Origin of the sequence: Mesorhizobium sp. M00.F.Ca.ET.216.01.1.1 (assembly GCF_004010325.2) — a bacterium.
Taxonomy (GTDB): domain Bacteria; phylum Pseudomonadota; class Alphaproteobacteria; order Rhizobiales; family Rhizobiaceae; genus Mesorhizobium.
Genome location: NZ_SADR02000010.1, coordinates 36,616 through 51,267 on the forward strand (window position 1 = coordinate 36,616; position 14,652 = coordinate 51,267).

The window sequence follows — 14,652 nt, forward strand, 5'->3', positions numbered from 1 at the left end:
AAGACAGTGGGTGCGGAGCCCGTACTGGCGAAAGACACCGTCGCATGGCCGCTGGCCAGCGCTGGTGTGGTGCCACTGGGGACAAATGACCTTGATTTGACAAGTCTGCGTCGTTCGCCGCAGTTTCCGTTCCGCGCCATGCAGGAAACCAGCATCACTCCCGACACCAGCGGCGAATTTGACGTGGCGCCGCTCGACGCGCTCGCACGGGCGCGCCCGGCGGGGCAGACACGCAAATGGACGGCGGCGATCATCATCTCCTGCCTGCTTCATGCGGCGGTCGCCACGGTTTTTCTGATCGCACCTGCCGGGACATTCGATCTCAGCGATAGCAACCAGATTGAAGGCGGCGACCAGCCCGGCGCTGCCGTGGTCGGCAGCGCTTCGGACGGCCAATCACCCGGCGCGATGAACGTTACCTTGGTTCCCGATCCACAACTTGCCAAGCCTGAGCCCCAATCGACGCTCATCGGCCGACTGGGGAAGCAACGACGCAGGCTCCCGTGCCCTTGTCGGAAACTGTGAAACAGCCAACGGTCGCGCCGGACATATTGGTGGCCGGCGCCCCGCGCCATGACGACCGGAGTGTAGTTCCAAAGAGTGAAACATCGTCTGCGGTTCAGACGGAGAGCGCTAAGGCACCTCCCGACGTCGGCCGACAACCACCGATCCCGAGCCCGAGGCCAAGTGCGACAGCCGGTCTTGGAGGATCAAGCGAAACGAACGATGCGCGCGGCTTGGCAAACGGCCAGGAAACCAGGGCGCCAATTGCCAGCAAGGGCAAAAAGCAGGCCGACACCGGCGAAGCGGCAGCGTCCCGTTACAGTGGCGAGGTGGCGAGCAAGTTGGCTCGCGCCAACCGCCGTGTTTCGAAATCAGCGCAAACAAAGGCCCGCAACAACGCGATGGTGGCGTTCGTGGTGCTCGCCAACGGCAGCATCAGCGATTTGCGGCTTGCCAAAAGCTCAGGCTCTCCGGAGCTTGATCAGTTCGCCTTGAACCTTGTGCGCCAACAGGCACCCTTCCCTCCCATTCCGCCGGAGACCGGGATGTCAAGCTGGCTGTTCAAAGCGCCGATCGGTCCGTTTTGAGAACCTCGTGGTTTCAGACAATCCATCAATGGGCACAATTCACCAATGCTGAAAGGACTATCAATGTACATCGCCATGAACCGCTTCAAGGTACAGAATGGCTCGGAGGCCGCCTTCGAGGACGTCTGGAAGAACCGTGATTCCAGCCTCTCCGAGATGAAGGGCTTCAAGGAATTTCACCTGCTGCGCGGCCCGGTCAACGAGGACGAGGGCTACACGCTGTTCGCCTCGCACACGGTGTGGGCGAGCCATGAGGATTTTATCGCCTGGACCAAGTCCGAGAATTTTCGCGCCGCGCACAGGAACGCCGGCACCAGCAAGGTCCACTATATCGGCCATCCACAGTTCGAAGGTTTCTCGGTCGTCGAAGGCGCATGAAATGGCAGAGCCAGCAGGCCCTGCCGATCCACAGGCCGCAGCCCAGGCCGACCTTTACGCCGCGGCCAGCAGGCTGGCATTGCCTCCCGCAGCCGTAGTGTCGACGCAGACGGCGCGCTCATGCGCGTAGGCGGCCGGATTGAGCACCTCACTGACAAGCGGCACGATCGGGCCGGTGCGGTCGGCAATGACCTTGCGCACGATGCGCGCGGCCTCGGGCATGCCGGAAAAGGCGACGACATCGACCCGCAGCGAGCGTGCCTCGACCGGATCGGGCCGGCCGTCGATCGCCGCCAGCGGCAGGCCCTTGCCGGTCAGTGCCGATAGCGCTGCCGGCGCAGCCGGAGCAACGGCGAGCACCGCGTTGCCGGCGGCGAGCGCCTGGATCGTCTGGGCAAGTAGCGTGTCGCCGTCCGGTCCCAGGCAGAGCACGCGCCCGCGCGGCGAAAGCGACAGTGTGTTGGCCTCGCCGGTCGGCCCGGGCAGGTCGACCTGGCCGAAATCGATGCCGGCAGCGGCACCGATGGCCGCCGCGCCCTTGCCGCGCAGATGCTTGCGCAGGATGGCGACACGGTCGGGCCTCGTCGACCAGCCGCCAAGCGCCGGATCCGGCAGATTGTCGGCGAGCTCGGTTGCCGTCACCTTGCGGCCGTCGGCAATGTGAGTGCCCGCCTCCGGCCCCTTGCGGAAGCGCCTGAGATAGTGCGGACCGCCGGCCTTCGGCCCGGTGCCGGAAAGCCCCTCGCCGCCGAACGGCTGCGAGCCGACCACCGCACCGATCTGGTTGCGGTTCACATAGATGTTGCCGGCATGGATGCCATCGACGAAGTGCTGGGCGCGGCCCTCGATGCGGGTGTGCAGGCCAAAGGTCAGGCCGTAGCCCTTGCGGTTGATCGCGGCGATGACCGCGTCGATCTCGTCGGCGTCGAAGGTGGCGACATGCAGCACCGGCCCGAACACCTCGCGCTCCATCTCCTCGATGCCTTTGACCCGGAAGACATGCGGCGCGACGAAACGGCCATCCTTCGGCGCTTCGAGCTTGGCGATCAGCCGGCCCTGCAGGCCCATCTTGGTGCAATAGTCACGGATCGATTGTTGCGCCTCGTCGTCGATCACCGGGCCGACATCCGTCGAAATCCGCCATGGATCGCCGAGGCTGAGCGCCTCCATCGCGCCCTTCAGCATTTCCAGCATCTTCTTCTCGACGTCCTTCTGCACGTAGAGCACGCGCAGCGCCGAACAGCGCTGCCCAGCGCTCTGGAAAGCCGAGGCAAGGATGTCGCGCACCGCCTGTTCGGGAAGTGCTGTCGAATCGACGATCATGGCATTCAACCCACCCGTCTCGGCGATCAGCATCGCATCGGCCGCGGCGGTCTCGGCCAGTTGCTTCTCGATCAGCTTGGCGACCTCGGTCGAGCCGGTGAAGCAGACGCCGGCAATGCGCGGGTCGGCGGTCAAAGGGCCACCGACCGACGGGCCGTCGCCGGGCAGAAGCTGGATGACGTCTTCCGGCACGCCGGCCTCGCGCATCAGTTCGACGGCGCGTGAAGCAATCAGCGGCGTCTGTTCTGCCGGCTTGGCGATGACCGAATTGCCGGTGACGAGTGCTGCCGCGATCTGGCCGGTGAAGATGGCGAGCGGAAAGTTCCATGGCGAGATGCAGGCAATCGCCCCACGCGCTTCCGTGACGGATTCTGCATTGGCCGCCTCGGCAGCGTAGTAGCGCAGGAAATCGACCGCCTCGCGCACTTCGGCGACACCGTCGGCCAGCGATTTGCCGGCCTCGCGGCTGGCGAGCGCAAAGAACTCGACGGCGTTGGCCTCATAAAGATCGGCGGCGCGGTTGAGGATGGCGGCGCGCTCGGCAACGGGGCGCCTTGCCCATGCCGGCTGCGCCTCCACTGCGATGCGCACGGCGGTCGCCACCTGCTTGGTAGTCGCCTCGCTGACCGTGCCGATCACCTCGTCGGGTCTTGCCGGATTGACAACCGGGCGCTGCTTGCCATAGCCGGCGGCGCGCGTGATCGGCTTGGCGTGCCAGCGGTCAGGCCCGGCAAACTCTGCCTTGGCGCTCTCGATCGCAGCCAGCGTCAGCGTGTCGGTGATGTCGTAGCCTTTCGAATTGCGGCGGCCGGCGCCGAAGATCGCAGAAGGCGGTGGGATCGCCGGATTGGCGGCCGGGCCCTGTTTCTCGACCGTTTCGAGCGGGTCGCGGGCGATATCCTCCGGCTCGACCTCCTCGTCGGTGAGCTGGTGGACGAAGGAGGAGTTGGCGCCATTTTCCAGCAACCGGCGAACCAGATAGGCCAGCAGGTCGGAATGCGCACCGACCGGCGCATAAATGCGGCAGCGCGTGCGCTCGGCCTTGCGTACCGTCTCGTGCAGCGCCTCGCCCATGCCGTGCAGACGCTGGAACTCGAAGGAATCGCGGTCTGTCGCCATCGACAGGATGGCGGCGACGGAGTGGGCGTTATGGGTGGCAAATTGCGGATAGATGCGGTCGGTCATCGACAGCAGCTTTTTCGCGCAGGCCAGGTAGGAAACGTCGGTGTTGGCCTTGCGGGTGAAGACGGAGTAGCCGGCAAGCCCAAGCGTCTGCGCCCGCTTGATCTCGGTGTCCCAATAGGCGCCTTTGACCAGCCGCACCATGATGGTGCGGTCGTATTTCTTTGCCAGCGCATAGAGCCAGTCAATGACGAAGGCCGCGCGCGGACCATAGGCCTGGACGACGACGCCAAAGCCATTCCAGCCGGCAAGCTCCGGCTCGGCCAGCACCCGTTCGATGACGTCGAGCGACAGGTCGAGGCGGTCGGCTTCCTCGGCGTCGATGTTCAGCCCCATGCGCGAATGGCGCGCCGCGAGCGCCAGCGACAGCAGCCGCTCGGCCATCACAGGCAGCATCTTTTCCCTCTGCGTCACTTCATAGCGCGGATGCAGCGCCGAAAGCTTGACCGAGATGCCGGGGTTCTGGCGGATGTCGGGACCGTTGGCGCCGGCGTCGAGCGAGGAGATGGCGTCGGCATAGGCCTTGAGATAGCGTAATGCGTCGGCCTCGGTGCGGGCCGCCTCGCCCAGCATGTCGAAGGAATAGAGATAGCCTTTCTGGGTCATCGACCGGCCACGCTTGACGGCCTCGGCGATGCTTCGGCCGAGCACGAACTGTTCGCCCATTTCGCGCATGGCCGCTGCCACCGCCTTGCGGATCACCGGCTCGCCCAGCCGGCGCACCATGGCGCGCAGCGTGCCTTCGATGCCGCCTTCGCCTTCATCGAGCACGCGGCCGGTCAGCATCAGCGCCCAGGTCGATGCATTGACGAAAATCGAGCTCGAACCGCCCGAATGCGCCGACCAGTCGTGCGGCGCGATCTTGTCGGCGATGAGGTCGTCCATCGTCTCGGTGTCGGGCACGCGCAGCAGCGCCTCGGCCAGGCACATCAGTGCCACGCCCTCCTTTGTGGAGAGGCCGTAGGCGGACAGGAACACTTCCATCAGCCGCGGATCGGATGAGCCGCGCACCGCCCGCACCAGATCCGCGGCACGAGCCGAGATCGCCTTGCGTTCTTTCGTCGAGAGCCCTGTCGCCTCGACCAGCCGCTTCACCGCCTGGTCTTCATCGGGCAGATAATTGGCACGGATCTGCTGGCGGATGGCATCGAGCGCTGGCATGGCGGTCCTATGGAGCAAACAAAAGGGAGCGGGCCGGCGGTCACCTACCCGAATGACGCAAGCTAACACAAAGCCCAATTTCAGTCGGTCCAAAGAAATCGACAAGATAGATCAATCGATCTATCGTAGGGCCGATGTATCCTCGATTGGGACTGTGATTTTGGTGATAGAAGACCAATTGGACCGCCTCGACAAGAACATCCTGTCGGCGCTGTCACGCGACGGGCGGCTGTCCATGTCAGAACTCGCCGCAAAGGTCGGCCTGTCGAAGACGCCGGTGCAGGCAAGGGTGAAACGGCTGGAGAAGGACGGCTTCATCCGTGGCTACCAGGCGATCATCGACCGCGAGCGCATGGGCGAAGGCCATGTCGCTTTCGTCCAGGTGAAACTCTCGGATACTCGCTCGGCCGCGCTTGATGCCTTCAACCGCGCCGTGCAGGCGGTGCCGGAGATCGAGCAGTGCCACATGATGGCGTCGAGCTTCGACTATCTCCTGAAGGTCCGCACCACCGACATCGCCGCCTATCGCCGCGTGTTGGGAGAGCGCATCTCCGCCCTGCCCCACGTCGCCCAGACCTCGACCTTCGTGGCAATGGAGACGGTCAAGGACCGTTAAATCACTCCGCCAGTGTCTTCAGGAACGCCACCAGTGCCGCTCGCTCACGGTCCGAAAGCTGCAGCGGGTGGACCTCGGACGTCCCCTCGACACTTGCCGGCGCCTTCGAGTAATGCGCCAACACCTCGTCGAGCGACAAAAACTGCCCGGCATGCATATACGGCGGACGGGTGGCGGCGCCGCGCAGCGACGGCGTCTTGTACGCGCGGATGAGTTCCGGCCCGCCCTTGACCATGAAGCGCAGTTCGCCGCAGGCGCCGGCATCGCCGTCGCGGAAGGCGCCAAGGCAGTTGAACGGATCGGCCTCGACCTGCGCCACCGCGTCTATGCGGCCGCGATCCGGAGGCAGGTCCTTGATCGGCGGCACGCCGGTGTTGTGGAAACTGTTGTCGGTAAAGCGCGGACCGTTATGGCATGTCACGCAATTGGCCTTGCCGATGAACAGTTTCAGCCCCTGGATCTCCTCGGCTGAAAAGGCATCGTCGCCTTGCGGCGGGGCGCCAGTGGCCAAAGCCGCGGCAAAGCGGTCGAAGCGCGTCTGCGGCGGCGCAATCGACCGCTCGAAGGCCGCGATCGCCTTGCCGATGTTGGCGAAGACGCGGTTGACGTCCTCGGCCTGTTGATCGGGCATGGCGTTCCAAGCCGCTTTCTCGGCATCGGTGCCAAGCGGGCTGGCATTGGCCGGCACATTCGAAAGGTCCGGCAGCAGCCCGAAGATGCGTTCGTAACGCTCGCCGAAGCGGGCCTTGATATAGTGCGCAACGGCGGCCCGATTGCCTGCCTGCTCGAGTGGATTTTCCAACGGCGTCAGCGCCTGCGCCCAGAGGCTGTCGCGCCGCCCGTCCCAGAAGAACCACGGATCATGCGCGACGCCGGCCAACGGCATCGTGCGCCGGTTGGTGCGGCCGACGCCGACCGCCTGCGGCAGGTCGTCCTGGAACTGCCGGTCGATCTTGTGGCAGGTCGAGCACGAGACCGTGCCGTCGCGGCTCATCCCGGTGTCGAAGAACAGCGTCGAGCCCAGTGCCGCGGCGGCCGGCACGTCAGCGAAGCGATTGGTGGTATCGGGCTTCAGCGGCGGCAGTGCCGACAGCGCCAGCGAGGCGATGGTTTTCTTCTCAGCGTCGGAAAACTCAGGCTTGCCGCAGCCGGCGAGCACGACCATCACCGTGAGTGCGAGAAGGCGGCTCATCCGGCTCATCTATGGCTCACAGCACCACGTTGAAGATGACCGTGTCGGAACCGGCCGCTGCGGAAATGGCAAACCGCAATTGCCACCACCCGCTCATCGTGAATTTCAGCCCCTCGATGCGATAGCGGCCGTCGCCGAGATAGTTGGTCGCCTGCGGGCTGGTCGGCAGGCCGTGACTGTGCTGCGGCATGCCGCCGGAGATGGTGATCGCTGCCCCTTCCACCGGGGCGCCCGCAACCGTCTTCAAGGTCAGCAGCCAGGATTGCAGTTCGCCTTGCCGGATGACGCCCCGCTCCGGCTCGAAACTGGCCACAAACAGCCCGTTTGCCGTGGTCTTCGAGCGAGATGTGTCGGGGCCGGCAAGCTGAGGCGACCGCGGCGCGGTCAGATAGACCACGGCTAGGATGCCAGCCAGCAAGGCAGCCAGACCAAGACCCGCAAGAAGATAACGCCATAACGATGCCAAACCGGTTCCTCGTCCAGAGATAACGTCTCGGGCGGCAGATCACGTCCCGCCTCGCCTGTGGGAAAACGCTTCTGGCGCAAAAAACCGCCGCCGCCAAGCATGGCGCTGCCGCTTGCAAAAAGATACAGCACCCGAAGTGAGCCGGAGGAAGGTACATGGCAGGAAACGGCGTCGCCTCGATCGGCGAGTGCATGCTCGAGCTTTCAAGCCAGGCAGGTCCGAACTGGCGCATGGGCTTTGCCGGCGACACCTTCAACACCCTGTGGGCACTGCATGCGCTGAGCGGCGACCGGCCGGCGACCTACGTCTCGGCCTTCGGTGACGACCCGTTCTCGCGCGATCAGATCGACTTCTTCGCCAAGAACGGCATCGGTATCGGCGCCAGCCCGGTCATTTCAGGCGCGCGACCTGGCCTCTACGCCATCACGCTGACCGGGGCCGAACGCTCCTTCACCTACTGGCGCGGCGATGCAGCGGCGCGGCAGCTTGCCTCGGATGCGGCCGCCCTGGCGAAAAGCCTTGAAAACCAGGCGCTTGTCTACTTTTCCGGAATCACTTTGGCAATTCTGGACGAAGCCGCGCGCAAGACATTGCTGGCGGCGGTGGCCGAGGCGCGCGCGGCCGGCTCGCTTGTCGCCTTCGATCCCAACTACCGGCCACGGCTTTGGCACAACCGCGAGGACGCGCAAGCGGCGATCCTCGCGGCGCTTGCCGTCACCGACATCGCGCTGCCGACCTTTCCCGACGAGCAGATGCTGTTCGGCGATACAACGCCGCAAGCGACCGCAGAGCGGCTAGCAAAATTGGTCCGTGAGGTCGTCGTCAAGAACGGCGAGGAACCGGCTCTGATCTGCGAAAACGGAAAGCAGCAAAATGTTCCGGCCGTGTATGTCGCCGCCCCTGTCGACACGACCGGGGCCGGCGATTCCTTCAACGGTGCGTATCTCGCCGCCCGGCTTGCCGGCCATGCCCCAACTGAAGCAGCGTTCCGCGCGCATCGCGTCGCCGCCGCCGTCGTACAGGTGCGCGGCGCGCTAGCGCCGTTCGAAGTTCTACAAACTGCTTTTAAGGCAGCCTGAAGCGATATTCCGTCACGTGATGGTAGATCTGCCCCGGCCACAGAGTAGCCTGCGGGAAATACGGCCGGTTCGGCGCATCCGGCCACACCTGCGGTTCCAGGCAGAAGCCTGAAAAGGCCTTGTACTGGCGTCCGCCGAGTCCCGGCAAGGACGGTGCCAGATACTGGCCGATATAGAGCTGGACGCCTGGCTCTGTCGTCCAGACCTCCATTTCCACGTCGGAATTTGCGCCTTGCACCCATGACGCCTGCCTGAGCGGCCCTCGCGTCGAGGCGAGGCAGAAATTCTGGTCATAGGGAAGTTGCTCGCCCTCGAGTTCCATGCGCAGCGGCCGCGCCTGGCGGAAATCGAAGGGGGTACCGTCAACGGGTTTCACGGCGCCAGTCGGGATCATCTCGTCGTCGACCGGCGTATAGGCGCCGGCATTCAGCATCAGCCGGTGGTCGAGGATGTCTGCGGCGCCGCCGTCATCCAGGTTGAAATAGGAATGCTGGGTGAGATTACAGAGCGTCGGCTCTTCGCAGGTCGCGGTCAGTTCCACGCTCAGCGTGCCCGGAATCTTCAACCGGTAGGTGCAGGTCACGTCGAGCGCGCCGGGAAAGCCCATCGTGCCATCGGGATCATGCAAGGTCAGCGTGACAAAATCCTTGCCATGCAGCGAAACCGTCCACGGCCGGTGAAAATAACCTTGCGAACCGCCATGCAGCGTGTGCTTGCCGAGGAAGTTGCGTTCGGTCTGGTAGCGCTTGCCGGCAAGGGTGAAACGGCCGTCGCGGATGCGGTTGGCGTAGCGGCCTACGACGGCGCCGAAGAAGGCCGTATCCGTCTCATAGGGTTCGAAACGGTCGTAGCCGAGCACCAGCGGGGCATCGTGCCCGGCCAGGCGCAGATCCTGGACGATTGCGCCCAGCCCGATAATGTTGGCGGTGATGCCGCCACCCCGGATGGTGAAGCGGCGGACGGCCTCTCCCGCCTGCGTCGTGCCGAAGACCTCACCGTCTTTCATCGCCATGCCCGAAACGCCAGTTTGTTGATCGATGCCTGCCTGACCTTGCGGACCGGCTCAGGAATCAGAGGCCGAGGCCACCGATGCAGACATATTTGGTGTCGAGATAGTCCTCGATACCCTGATATCCGCCTTCCTTGCCGAGGCCCGATTCCTTGACGCCGCCAAACGGCGCTTCAGGCGTGGTGATGAGGCCCTCGTTGACACCGACCATGCCGTATTTCAGCCCTTCCATGACCCGGAACGCGCGGCCAAGATCGCCGGTGTAGAAATAGCAGGCGAGGCCGAATTCGGTGTCGTTGGCGAGCGCAATGGCTTCCTCTTCGGTCTCGAACTTGAACACCGGCGCGACCGGGCCAAAGATCTCCTCCTTCATGAAGCGCATCTTCGGCGTCGCATTGGCAATCACCGTCGGCTGGAAGAATGAACCGCCGAGCGCGTGGCGCTTGCCGCCGGCGACGACCTTGCCGCCCTTGGCGGTGGCGTCGGCGATAAACTCCTCGACCTTCTCGACCGCTTTCTCGTCGATCAACGGTCCTTGCTGCACGCCGTCCTCGAGACCGGAACCGACCTTCAGTCCATTGCTGGCGGCGGCGAGCTTTTCGACGAACGTGTCATAGACACCCGACTGCACCAGGAAGCGGTTTGTGCAAACGCAGGTCTGGCCGGAATTGCGGTACTTGGCGGTGATCGCACCGGCGACGGCACGCTCGACGTCGGCGTCGTCGAAAACGATGAACGGCGCATTGCCGCCAAGCTCCATCGACACTTTCTTGACGGTCACCGATGACTTCTGGATCAGGATCTTGCCGACCTCGGTCGAACCAGTGAAGGTGATCTTCTTGACCAGCGGGTTGGCGCAGATCTCGTCGCCGATCTCGGCGGCGGAACCCGTCAGGATGTTGATGACGCCCTTGGGGAAGCCGACTTCCTCGGCGAGCGCGCCCCAGGCGAGGCCGGAATAAGGTGTCTGCGAAGCGGGCTTGACGACCGCGGTGCAGCCGGCGGCAAGCGCCGGGCCGAGCTTTCGGGCCAGCATCGAGGACGGGAAATTCCATGGCGTGATGGCGGCGATGACGCCGACCGGCTCCTTGGTCACCAGGATGCGCCGGTCCGCCCACGGCGACGGCACCACGTCGCCATAGGTGCGGCGACCTTCCTCGGCGAACCACAGTATGTAGGACGCGGACGAGCCGATCTCGCCCTTCGATTCGAACAGCGACTTGCCCTGCTCGATGGTCAGCAGTTCGGCCAGCACGTCCTGATTGTCCATCATCGCGTCATGCAGCTTGCGCAGCAATTTCGAGCGTTCGAGCGCGGTGGTCTTGCGCCACGTCTGGAAAGCGGCATCGGCGGCTTCGATGGCGCGGCGGGTCTCGACCTTGCCAGACTTCGGCACCGTGCCGATCTTGAGGCCGGTGGCGGGATTGTTGACGTCGACGGTCTGGCCGCTGTCGGCCTGCACCCATTCGCCGTTGATGAGATTGGCCTGCCGCATGAAATGGCTGGTTTTCTGAAGCATGGTCTAGCCTCCCTTCGGCGCACTGACGGCGCTGGATTTTCTTCGGTGAGCGTGCGCAATGGCATCGATGCCGGCACGCTGGAGCCATTGCTCTTAGCCTAGGGCAAGCCCCGCAAGCAATCGCAAGATGGCATATAGGGTTTGGGCCAGCGCAAGGCGAGAGCCACAGGCGCGCGAGTTCCTACCCGAAGATGTTCCTATCCGAAGATGTGGACGACTACGGTCAGCCAGAAGGCCGTGGTGACGACCGCACAGGCGGTAGCGATGGTCATCTGGTTCGATGCCAATGCCTGGCCGGTGCCGAACTGCGTTGCAATCAGGTAGGAATTGACCCCGGACGGCAGTGCGGCCGCCACTACCGCCACCTTCGCCGACAATGGCGGCAGGCCAAACAGCCAGACCAGGCCGAGTGCAACGGCGGGCATCAACAACAGCTTCAGCGTCGACAGCGCCAGAGCCGGCCGCACGTTGCCGGAAATACCGAAGCGGCGCAGGCCAAGCCCCATGGCAAACAACGCCACCGGCCCGGCTGTATCAGCAAGCGCATCGACCAGCCGAACGGCCAGTGCCGGCAAGGGCAGGCCGGTGACACGCCATACCCATCCGGCCATGATGCCGACGATCAGCGGATTGGAAAACATCTTTCGAAAGAAGCTCCGGATGATGCGGAGCGGATGCACGTGCTCGTCACCACGGCCAAAGATTTCAAACAGGATGATTGACGCCATTATCATCGTTGGCAGATGCACGGAAACCAGCAGCGACAGCACTTCGAATCCATTTGGCCCAAACGTGCCGAGGACGAACGGGATGCCGAGCAGGACGAGATTGGAAAAAGCCGACGACACGCCGCCAACGACTCCCGCACGCGCATCGCGCCCGAACACCCGAGTGATGACCAGGTGGCCTGCGGCCCACGTGACTGCCGCAGCCGCAAAATAGGCTCCCCAGAACGACCAGGGCGCGGCGCCATGGAAATCGGCGTTGACCATGGTGCGGAACAGAAGCAGCGGCATCGCCACCCCGACGGCAAATTCGGCGATCGCCTCGCCCGCCTCGGCCTTCAGATAGCCGGTGAGCCCGGCCAGATAGCCGAGCGCGACAAGGCCGAAGACAAAAAGGACCGTTTCGATGAGTGGAGACATTTTTCCCGTGATAGGCGAGCCGGGATTGCAGCGCAATCGCCCGGACCTTCGGAAACGGTCTGTCCTCGCAAACAGCCGGGCTTGGCCAGCCTTGTCTTTCAGCCGGCTTTGCCATCCCTATATGCCGGTCACCGGAACCACCTCTGGCGACTGGAAGAAGGATAGCTGATGATTCGATTTGTGCTGGCGCTGTTGCTGCTCATCGTCCCCGCCGCAGCCCACGCGACAGATGCCGGCTGGGCGTTGCTGCGCGACGGCGGACATGTCGTGCTGCTTCGCCATGCCATTGTCACCGGCACCACCGATCCGGCAAATTTCGACATCTCCAAATGCGCCACCCAGCTCAACCTGTCAGCGCGCGGGAAGCAGCAGGCAAGCAAGATCGGCGCGCTGTTTGCCGCCCGCGCCGCCCCCATCGAGCGGGTGCTGTCCAGCCGCTACTGCCGCTGTCTCGATACGGCGCGCATCGCTTTCGAAAGCGAGCCGGAGCCGTTTGCGCCACTTGACCTGCTGAAGACCGACCCGTCGGAGAAAGCCGCCCAGCTCACGGCGATCGTAAGCGAGATCCGCGGCTATTCCGGTTCCGACAATCTGGTCATGGTCACCCATCTGGAGAACATCATGGCACTCACCGGCGTCTCGCCGCGCGAAGGCGAAGCGGTGGTCGTCGAGCCGCAGGGGGACGGAGTGCGCGTGCTCGGCCGCGTCACCTTCTAACAGCGCTGACGTCCCGCGGTTAACACGGAAGAAGCGTTGCCAAAATGCAACACTCGAAAGAAGTCGCAACAACACCGCTTGCGAGGACCAACCGGCGGCCCTTCTTGCCTTTGAACAAGGCGCTTCCCATCTGCGCGCGGCGTATTCGGCCTTTTCCTGCCCGGAAAAACCGATTAGACAGCGCCCAAACACATGCGGACAGATTCCGCCCGCAACCGAAGGAAAAGCCCTTGTCCACCACTTTCGCCAAAGTCGCCAAGATCATCGCCGACACCAGTGAGATCGATATCGACACGATCACGCCTGAAAGCCACACCATCGACGATCTCGGTATCGACAGCCTCGATTTCCTTGACATCGTCTTTGCCATCGACAAGGAATTCGGCATCAAGGTGCCGCTGGAAAAGTGGACGCAGGAGGTCAATGACGGCAAGGCCTCGACCGACGACTATTTCGTTATGAAGAACCTATGCGCCAAGATCGACGCATTGGTCGCGGCCAAGAACGCCTGAAATGGGCGGAGCGCGCGACCTTGACGCGCCTTTAAGCCTGACCCACAACAGCCGCCCATGAACCCCCACGACGTCGTCATCACCGGCATCGGCCTTGTCTCTTCGCTGGGAGAAGGTCCGGATGCGCACTGGCAGAAACTTGCGCAGCCGGGCCTGGAACCCGTGCTCGAAGCCTCGCGCTTTCCGCCCTACACCATCCATCCGCTGCCGGAGATCGACTGGAATCTGCAGATCGCCAAGCGCGGCGACCAGAGGCAGATGGAAACCTGGCAAAGGCTCGGCACCTATGCCGCCGGCATGGCGCTGGACGACGCTGGAATCAAAGGCAATGACGAGCTCTGCACGACCATGGACATGGTCGTGGCTGCCGGCGGTGGCGAGCGCGACGAGGCGGTCGACGCCGACATTCTCGCCGCTTCGGAAAGCCGCAACGACCGCGACGTGCTGCTCAACGAGAAACTGACCACGGAATTGCGTCCGACGCTGTTTCTGGCGCAGCTTTCCAATCTGCTCGCCGGCAACATCTCGATCGTCCATAAGGTGACGGGCTCGTCGCGCACCTTCATGGGTGAGGAAGGCGCCGGCGTCGCCGCTGTCGAGACCGCCGCGGCGCGCATCCGTTCCGGCCAGTCGACGCATATTCTGGTCGGCGGAGCCTTCCAGACCGAACATTCCGACATGCTGCTCGGTTATGAGCTGGCTGGTTACCTGCACCGCGGCGCCTGGAAGCCTGTCTGGCAAAGGCAGGGTGCGGAAGGCGGCGGCGTGGTGACGGGATCAGGCGGCGCCTTCCTGGTCCTGGAACAGCGCGAGCATGCGACAAGCCGCGGACGACGGATCTACGCCGAACTCGGCCCGGTTGTATCCGGACGCGCCAGGCGCCGGCTCGGAGGTCTCGAGGCCGAGATCGCCGCGCTGCTCCGGCAGGCTGCATTGCCGAACGGCGAACTGCTCGCGATCTCCGGGGCGTCGGGTGCCCACGCGGCGACCGCTGCCGAGAAATCAGCCTTCGACGCCAATCCGGCGATTGCCGCACGCGCCTTTTCAACGCTGACCGGCCATATGAAGGAAGCGCAGTTTCCCTTCGCCGTGGCGCTGGCGGCATTGGCTGTCGACCGCAAGGCCGCCTACCCGGTCTTCGACGCCACAGTCGAGAGGCCGTTTGGCGGCGTTCCGAAGACTGTCCTTGCAACAGCGATCGGCTATCACCAATTCGAGGGCGTGGCGCTGGTTAACGCTGCCTAGAGGGTGTCAGGACAAAA

At 64.0% G+C, this 14,652-nt stretch carries 14 protein-coding genes; 8 read left to right on the forward strand and 6 right to left on the reverse strand.

Going from position 1 to position 14,652, the window contains the following annotated elements; genetic code table 11:
• The first annotated feature begins 6 nt into the window (after positions 1-6).
• The 3 genes from EN859_RS39250 to EN859_RS14795 all read left to right on the forward strand — a co-directional run bounded on the left by EN859_RS39250 (position 7) and on the right by EN859_RS14795 (position 1,469).
• Positions 7-525, forward strand: a complete 519-nt coding sequence (locus EN859_RS39250; protein WP_245525579.1) for a hypothetical protein — start codon at positions 7-9, stop codon at positions 523-525.
• 212 nt (positions 526-737) lie between these two features.
• The gene (locus tag EN859_RS39255) at positions 738-1,091 is read left to right on the forward strand and encodes a TonB family protein (RefSeq protein WP_245525580.1); all 354 of its coding nucleotides are present in this window, start codon (positions 738-740) and stop codon (positions 1,089-1,091) included.
• 63 nt (positions 1,092-1,154) lie between these two features.
• The gene (locus EN859_RS14795; RefSeq protein ID WP_127853636.1) at positions 1,155-1,469 is read left to right on the forward strand and encodes an antibiotic biosynthesis monooxygenase; all 315 of its coding nucleotides are present in this window, start codon (positions 1,155-1,157) and stop codon (positions 1,467-1,469) included.
• A gap of 54 nt (positions 1,470-1,523) precedes the next feature.
• Here EN859_RS14795 and putA read toward each other — a convergent pair whose 3' ends face one another.
• Positions 1,524-5,135 carry a bifunctional proline dehydrogenase/L-glutamate gamma-semialdehyde dehydrogenase PutA gene (gene putA / locus EN859_RS14800; RefSeq protein WP_127853637.1) on the reverse strand — a complete coding sequence of 1,204 codons (3,612 nt, stop codon included), beginning with the start codon at positions 5,133-5,135 and terminating at the stop codon, positions 1,524-1,526.
• Positions 5,136-5,298: 163 nt separating this feature from the next.
• Here putA and EN859_RS14805 point away from each other — a divergent pair, with 163 nt between their 5' ends.
• Positions 5,299-5,751 (forward strand): Lrp/AsnC ligand binding domain-containing protein, encoded by a 453-nt coding sequence (locus EN859_RS14805; protein WP_127853638.1) that lies wholly within the window; start codon positions 5,299-5,301, stop codon positions 5,749-5,751.
• Position 5,752: 1 nt separating this feature from the next.
• On the opposite strand, the gene EN859_RS14810 is transcribed toward EN859_RS14805, so the two are convergent.
• Positions 5,753-6,952, reverse strand: a complete 1,200-nt coding sequence (locus tag EN859_RS14810; RefSeq protein WP_127853639.1) for a cytochrome c peroxidase — start codon at positions 6,950-6,952, stop codon at positions 5,753-5,755.
• A 7-nt stretch (positions 6,953-6,959) separates the two neighbouring features.
• Positions 6,960-7,409, reverse strand: coding sequence for a FixH family protein (locus tag EN859_RS14815; RefSeq protein WP_127853640.1), 450 nt, complete (start codon positions 7,407-7,409; stop codon positions 6,960-6,962).
• A gap of 155 nt (positions 7,410-7,564) precedes the next feature.
• On the opposite strand from EN859_RS14815, the gene EN859_RS14820 reads away from it, so the two are divergent.
• Complete coding sequence (locus tag EN859_RS14820) at positions 7,565-8,488, forward strand: sugar kinase (protein ID WP_127853641.1); 924 nt, start codon at positions 7,565-7,567, stop codon at positions 8,486-8,488.
• On the opposite strand, the gene EN859_RS14825 is transcribed toward EN859_RS14820, so the two are convergent.
• From EN859_RS14825 to EN859_RS14835, 3 genes are all read right to left on the reverse strand, one after another.
• Positions 8,475-9,500 carry an aldose epimerase family protein gene (locus tag EN859_RS14825; RefSeq protein WP_127853642.1) on the reverse strand — a complete coding sequence of 342 codons (1,026 nt, stop codon included), beginning with the start codon at positions 9,498-9,500 and terminating at the stop codon, positions 8,475-8,477. The genes EN859_RS14820 and EN859_RS14825 overlap by 14 nt on opposite strands.
• Positions 9,501-9,558: 58 nt before the next feature.
• Positions 9,559-11,016 carry an NAD-dependent succinate-semialdehyde dehydrogenase gene (locus EN859_RS14830; RefSeq protein WP_127853643.1) on the reverse strand — a complete coding sequence of 486 codons (1,458 nt, stop codon included), beginning with the start codon at positions 11,014-11,016 and terminating at the stop codon, positions 9,559-9,561.
• 197 nt (positions 11,017-11,213) lie between these two features.
• Positions 11,214-12,161 carry an AEC family transporter gene (locus EN859_RS14835; RefSeq protein ID WP_127853644.1) on the reverse strand — a complete coding sequence of 316 codons (948 nt, stop codon included), beginning with the start codon at positions 12,159-12,161 and terminating at the stop codon, positions 11,214-11,216.
• Between the two features lie 168 nt (positions 12,162-12,329).
• Here EN859_RS14835 and EN859_RS14840 point away from each other — a divergent pair, with 168 nt between their 5' ends.
• From EN859_RS14840 to EN859_RS14850, 3 genes are all read left to right on the forward strand, one after another.
• Positions 12,330-12,878, forward strand: a complete 549-nt coding sequence (locus EN859_RS14840; RefSeq protein WP_127853645.1) for a histidine phosphatase family protein — start codon at positions 12,330-12,332, stop codon at positions 12,876-12,878.
• A gap of 230 nt (positions 12,879-13,108) precedes the next feature.
• Positions 13,109-13,390, forward strand: a complete 282-nt coding sequence (locus EN859_RS14845) for an acyl carrier protein (RefSeq protein WP_095486660.1) — start codon at positions 13,109-13,111, stop codon at positions 13,388-13,390.
• Positions 13,391-13,447: 57 nt separating this feature from the next.
• On the forward strand, positions 13,448-14,635 hold the full coding sequence (locus EN859_RS14850) for a beta-ketoacyl-ACP synthase (RefSeq protein ID WP_127853646.1): 1,188 nt from the start codon (positions 13,448-13,450) through the stop codon (positions 14,633-14,635).
• Positions 14,636-14,652 lie beyond the last annotated feature (17 nt).

Bases quoted from the DNA above. Each gene is read 5' to 3' on its own strand.
- EN859_RS14840 (WP_127853645.1), top strand. From the start codon at position 12,330: ATGATTCGATTTGTGCTGGCGCTGTTGCTGCTCATCGTCCCCGCCGCA.
- EN859_RS14825 (WP_127853642.1), bottom strand. From the start codon at position 9,500: ATGGCGATGAAAGACGGTGAGGTCTTCGGCACGACGCAGGCGGGAGAG.
- EN859_RS14795 (WP_127853636.1), top strand. From the start codon at position 1,155: ATGTACATCGCCATGAACCGCTTCAAGGTACAGAATGGCTCGGAGGCC.
- EN859_RS14835 (WP_127853644.1), bottom strand. From the start codon at position 12,161: ATGTCTCCACTCATCGAAACGGTCCTTTTTGTCTTCGGCCTTGTCGCG.
- putA (WP_127853637.1), bottom strand. From the start codon at position 5,135: ATGCCAGCGCTCGATGCCATCCGCCAGCAGATCCGTGCCAATTATCTG.
- EN859_RS14830 (WP_127853643.1), bottom strand. From the start codon at position 11,016: ATGCTTCAGAAAACCAGCCATTTCATGCGGCAGGCCAATCTCATCAAC.
- EN859_RS14850 (WP_127853646.1), top strand. From the start codon at position 13,448: ATGAACCCCCACGACGTCGTCATCACCGGCATCGGCCTTGTCTCTTCG.
- EN859_RS14810 (WP_127853639.1), bottom strand. From the start codon at position 6,952: ATGAGCCGGATGAGCCGCCTTCTCGCACTCACGGTGATGGTCGTGCTC.
- EN859_RS14820 (WP_127853641.1), top strand. From the start codon at position 7,565: ATGGCAGGAAACGGCGTCGCCTCGATCGGCGAGTGCATGCTCGAGCTT.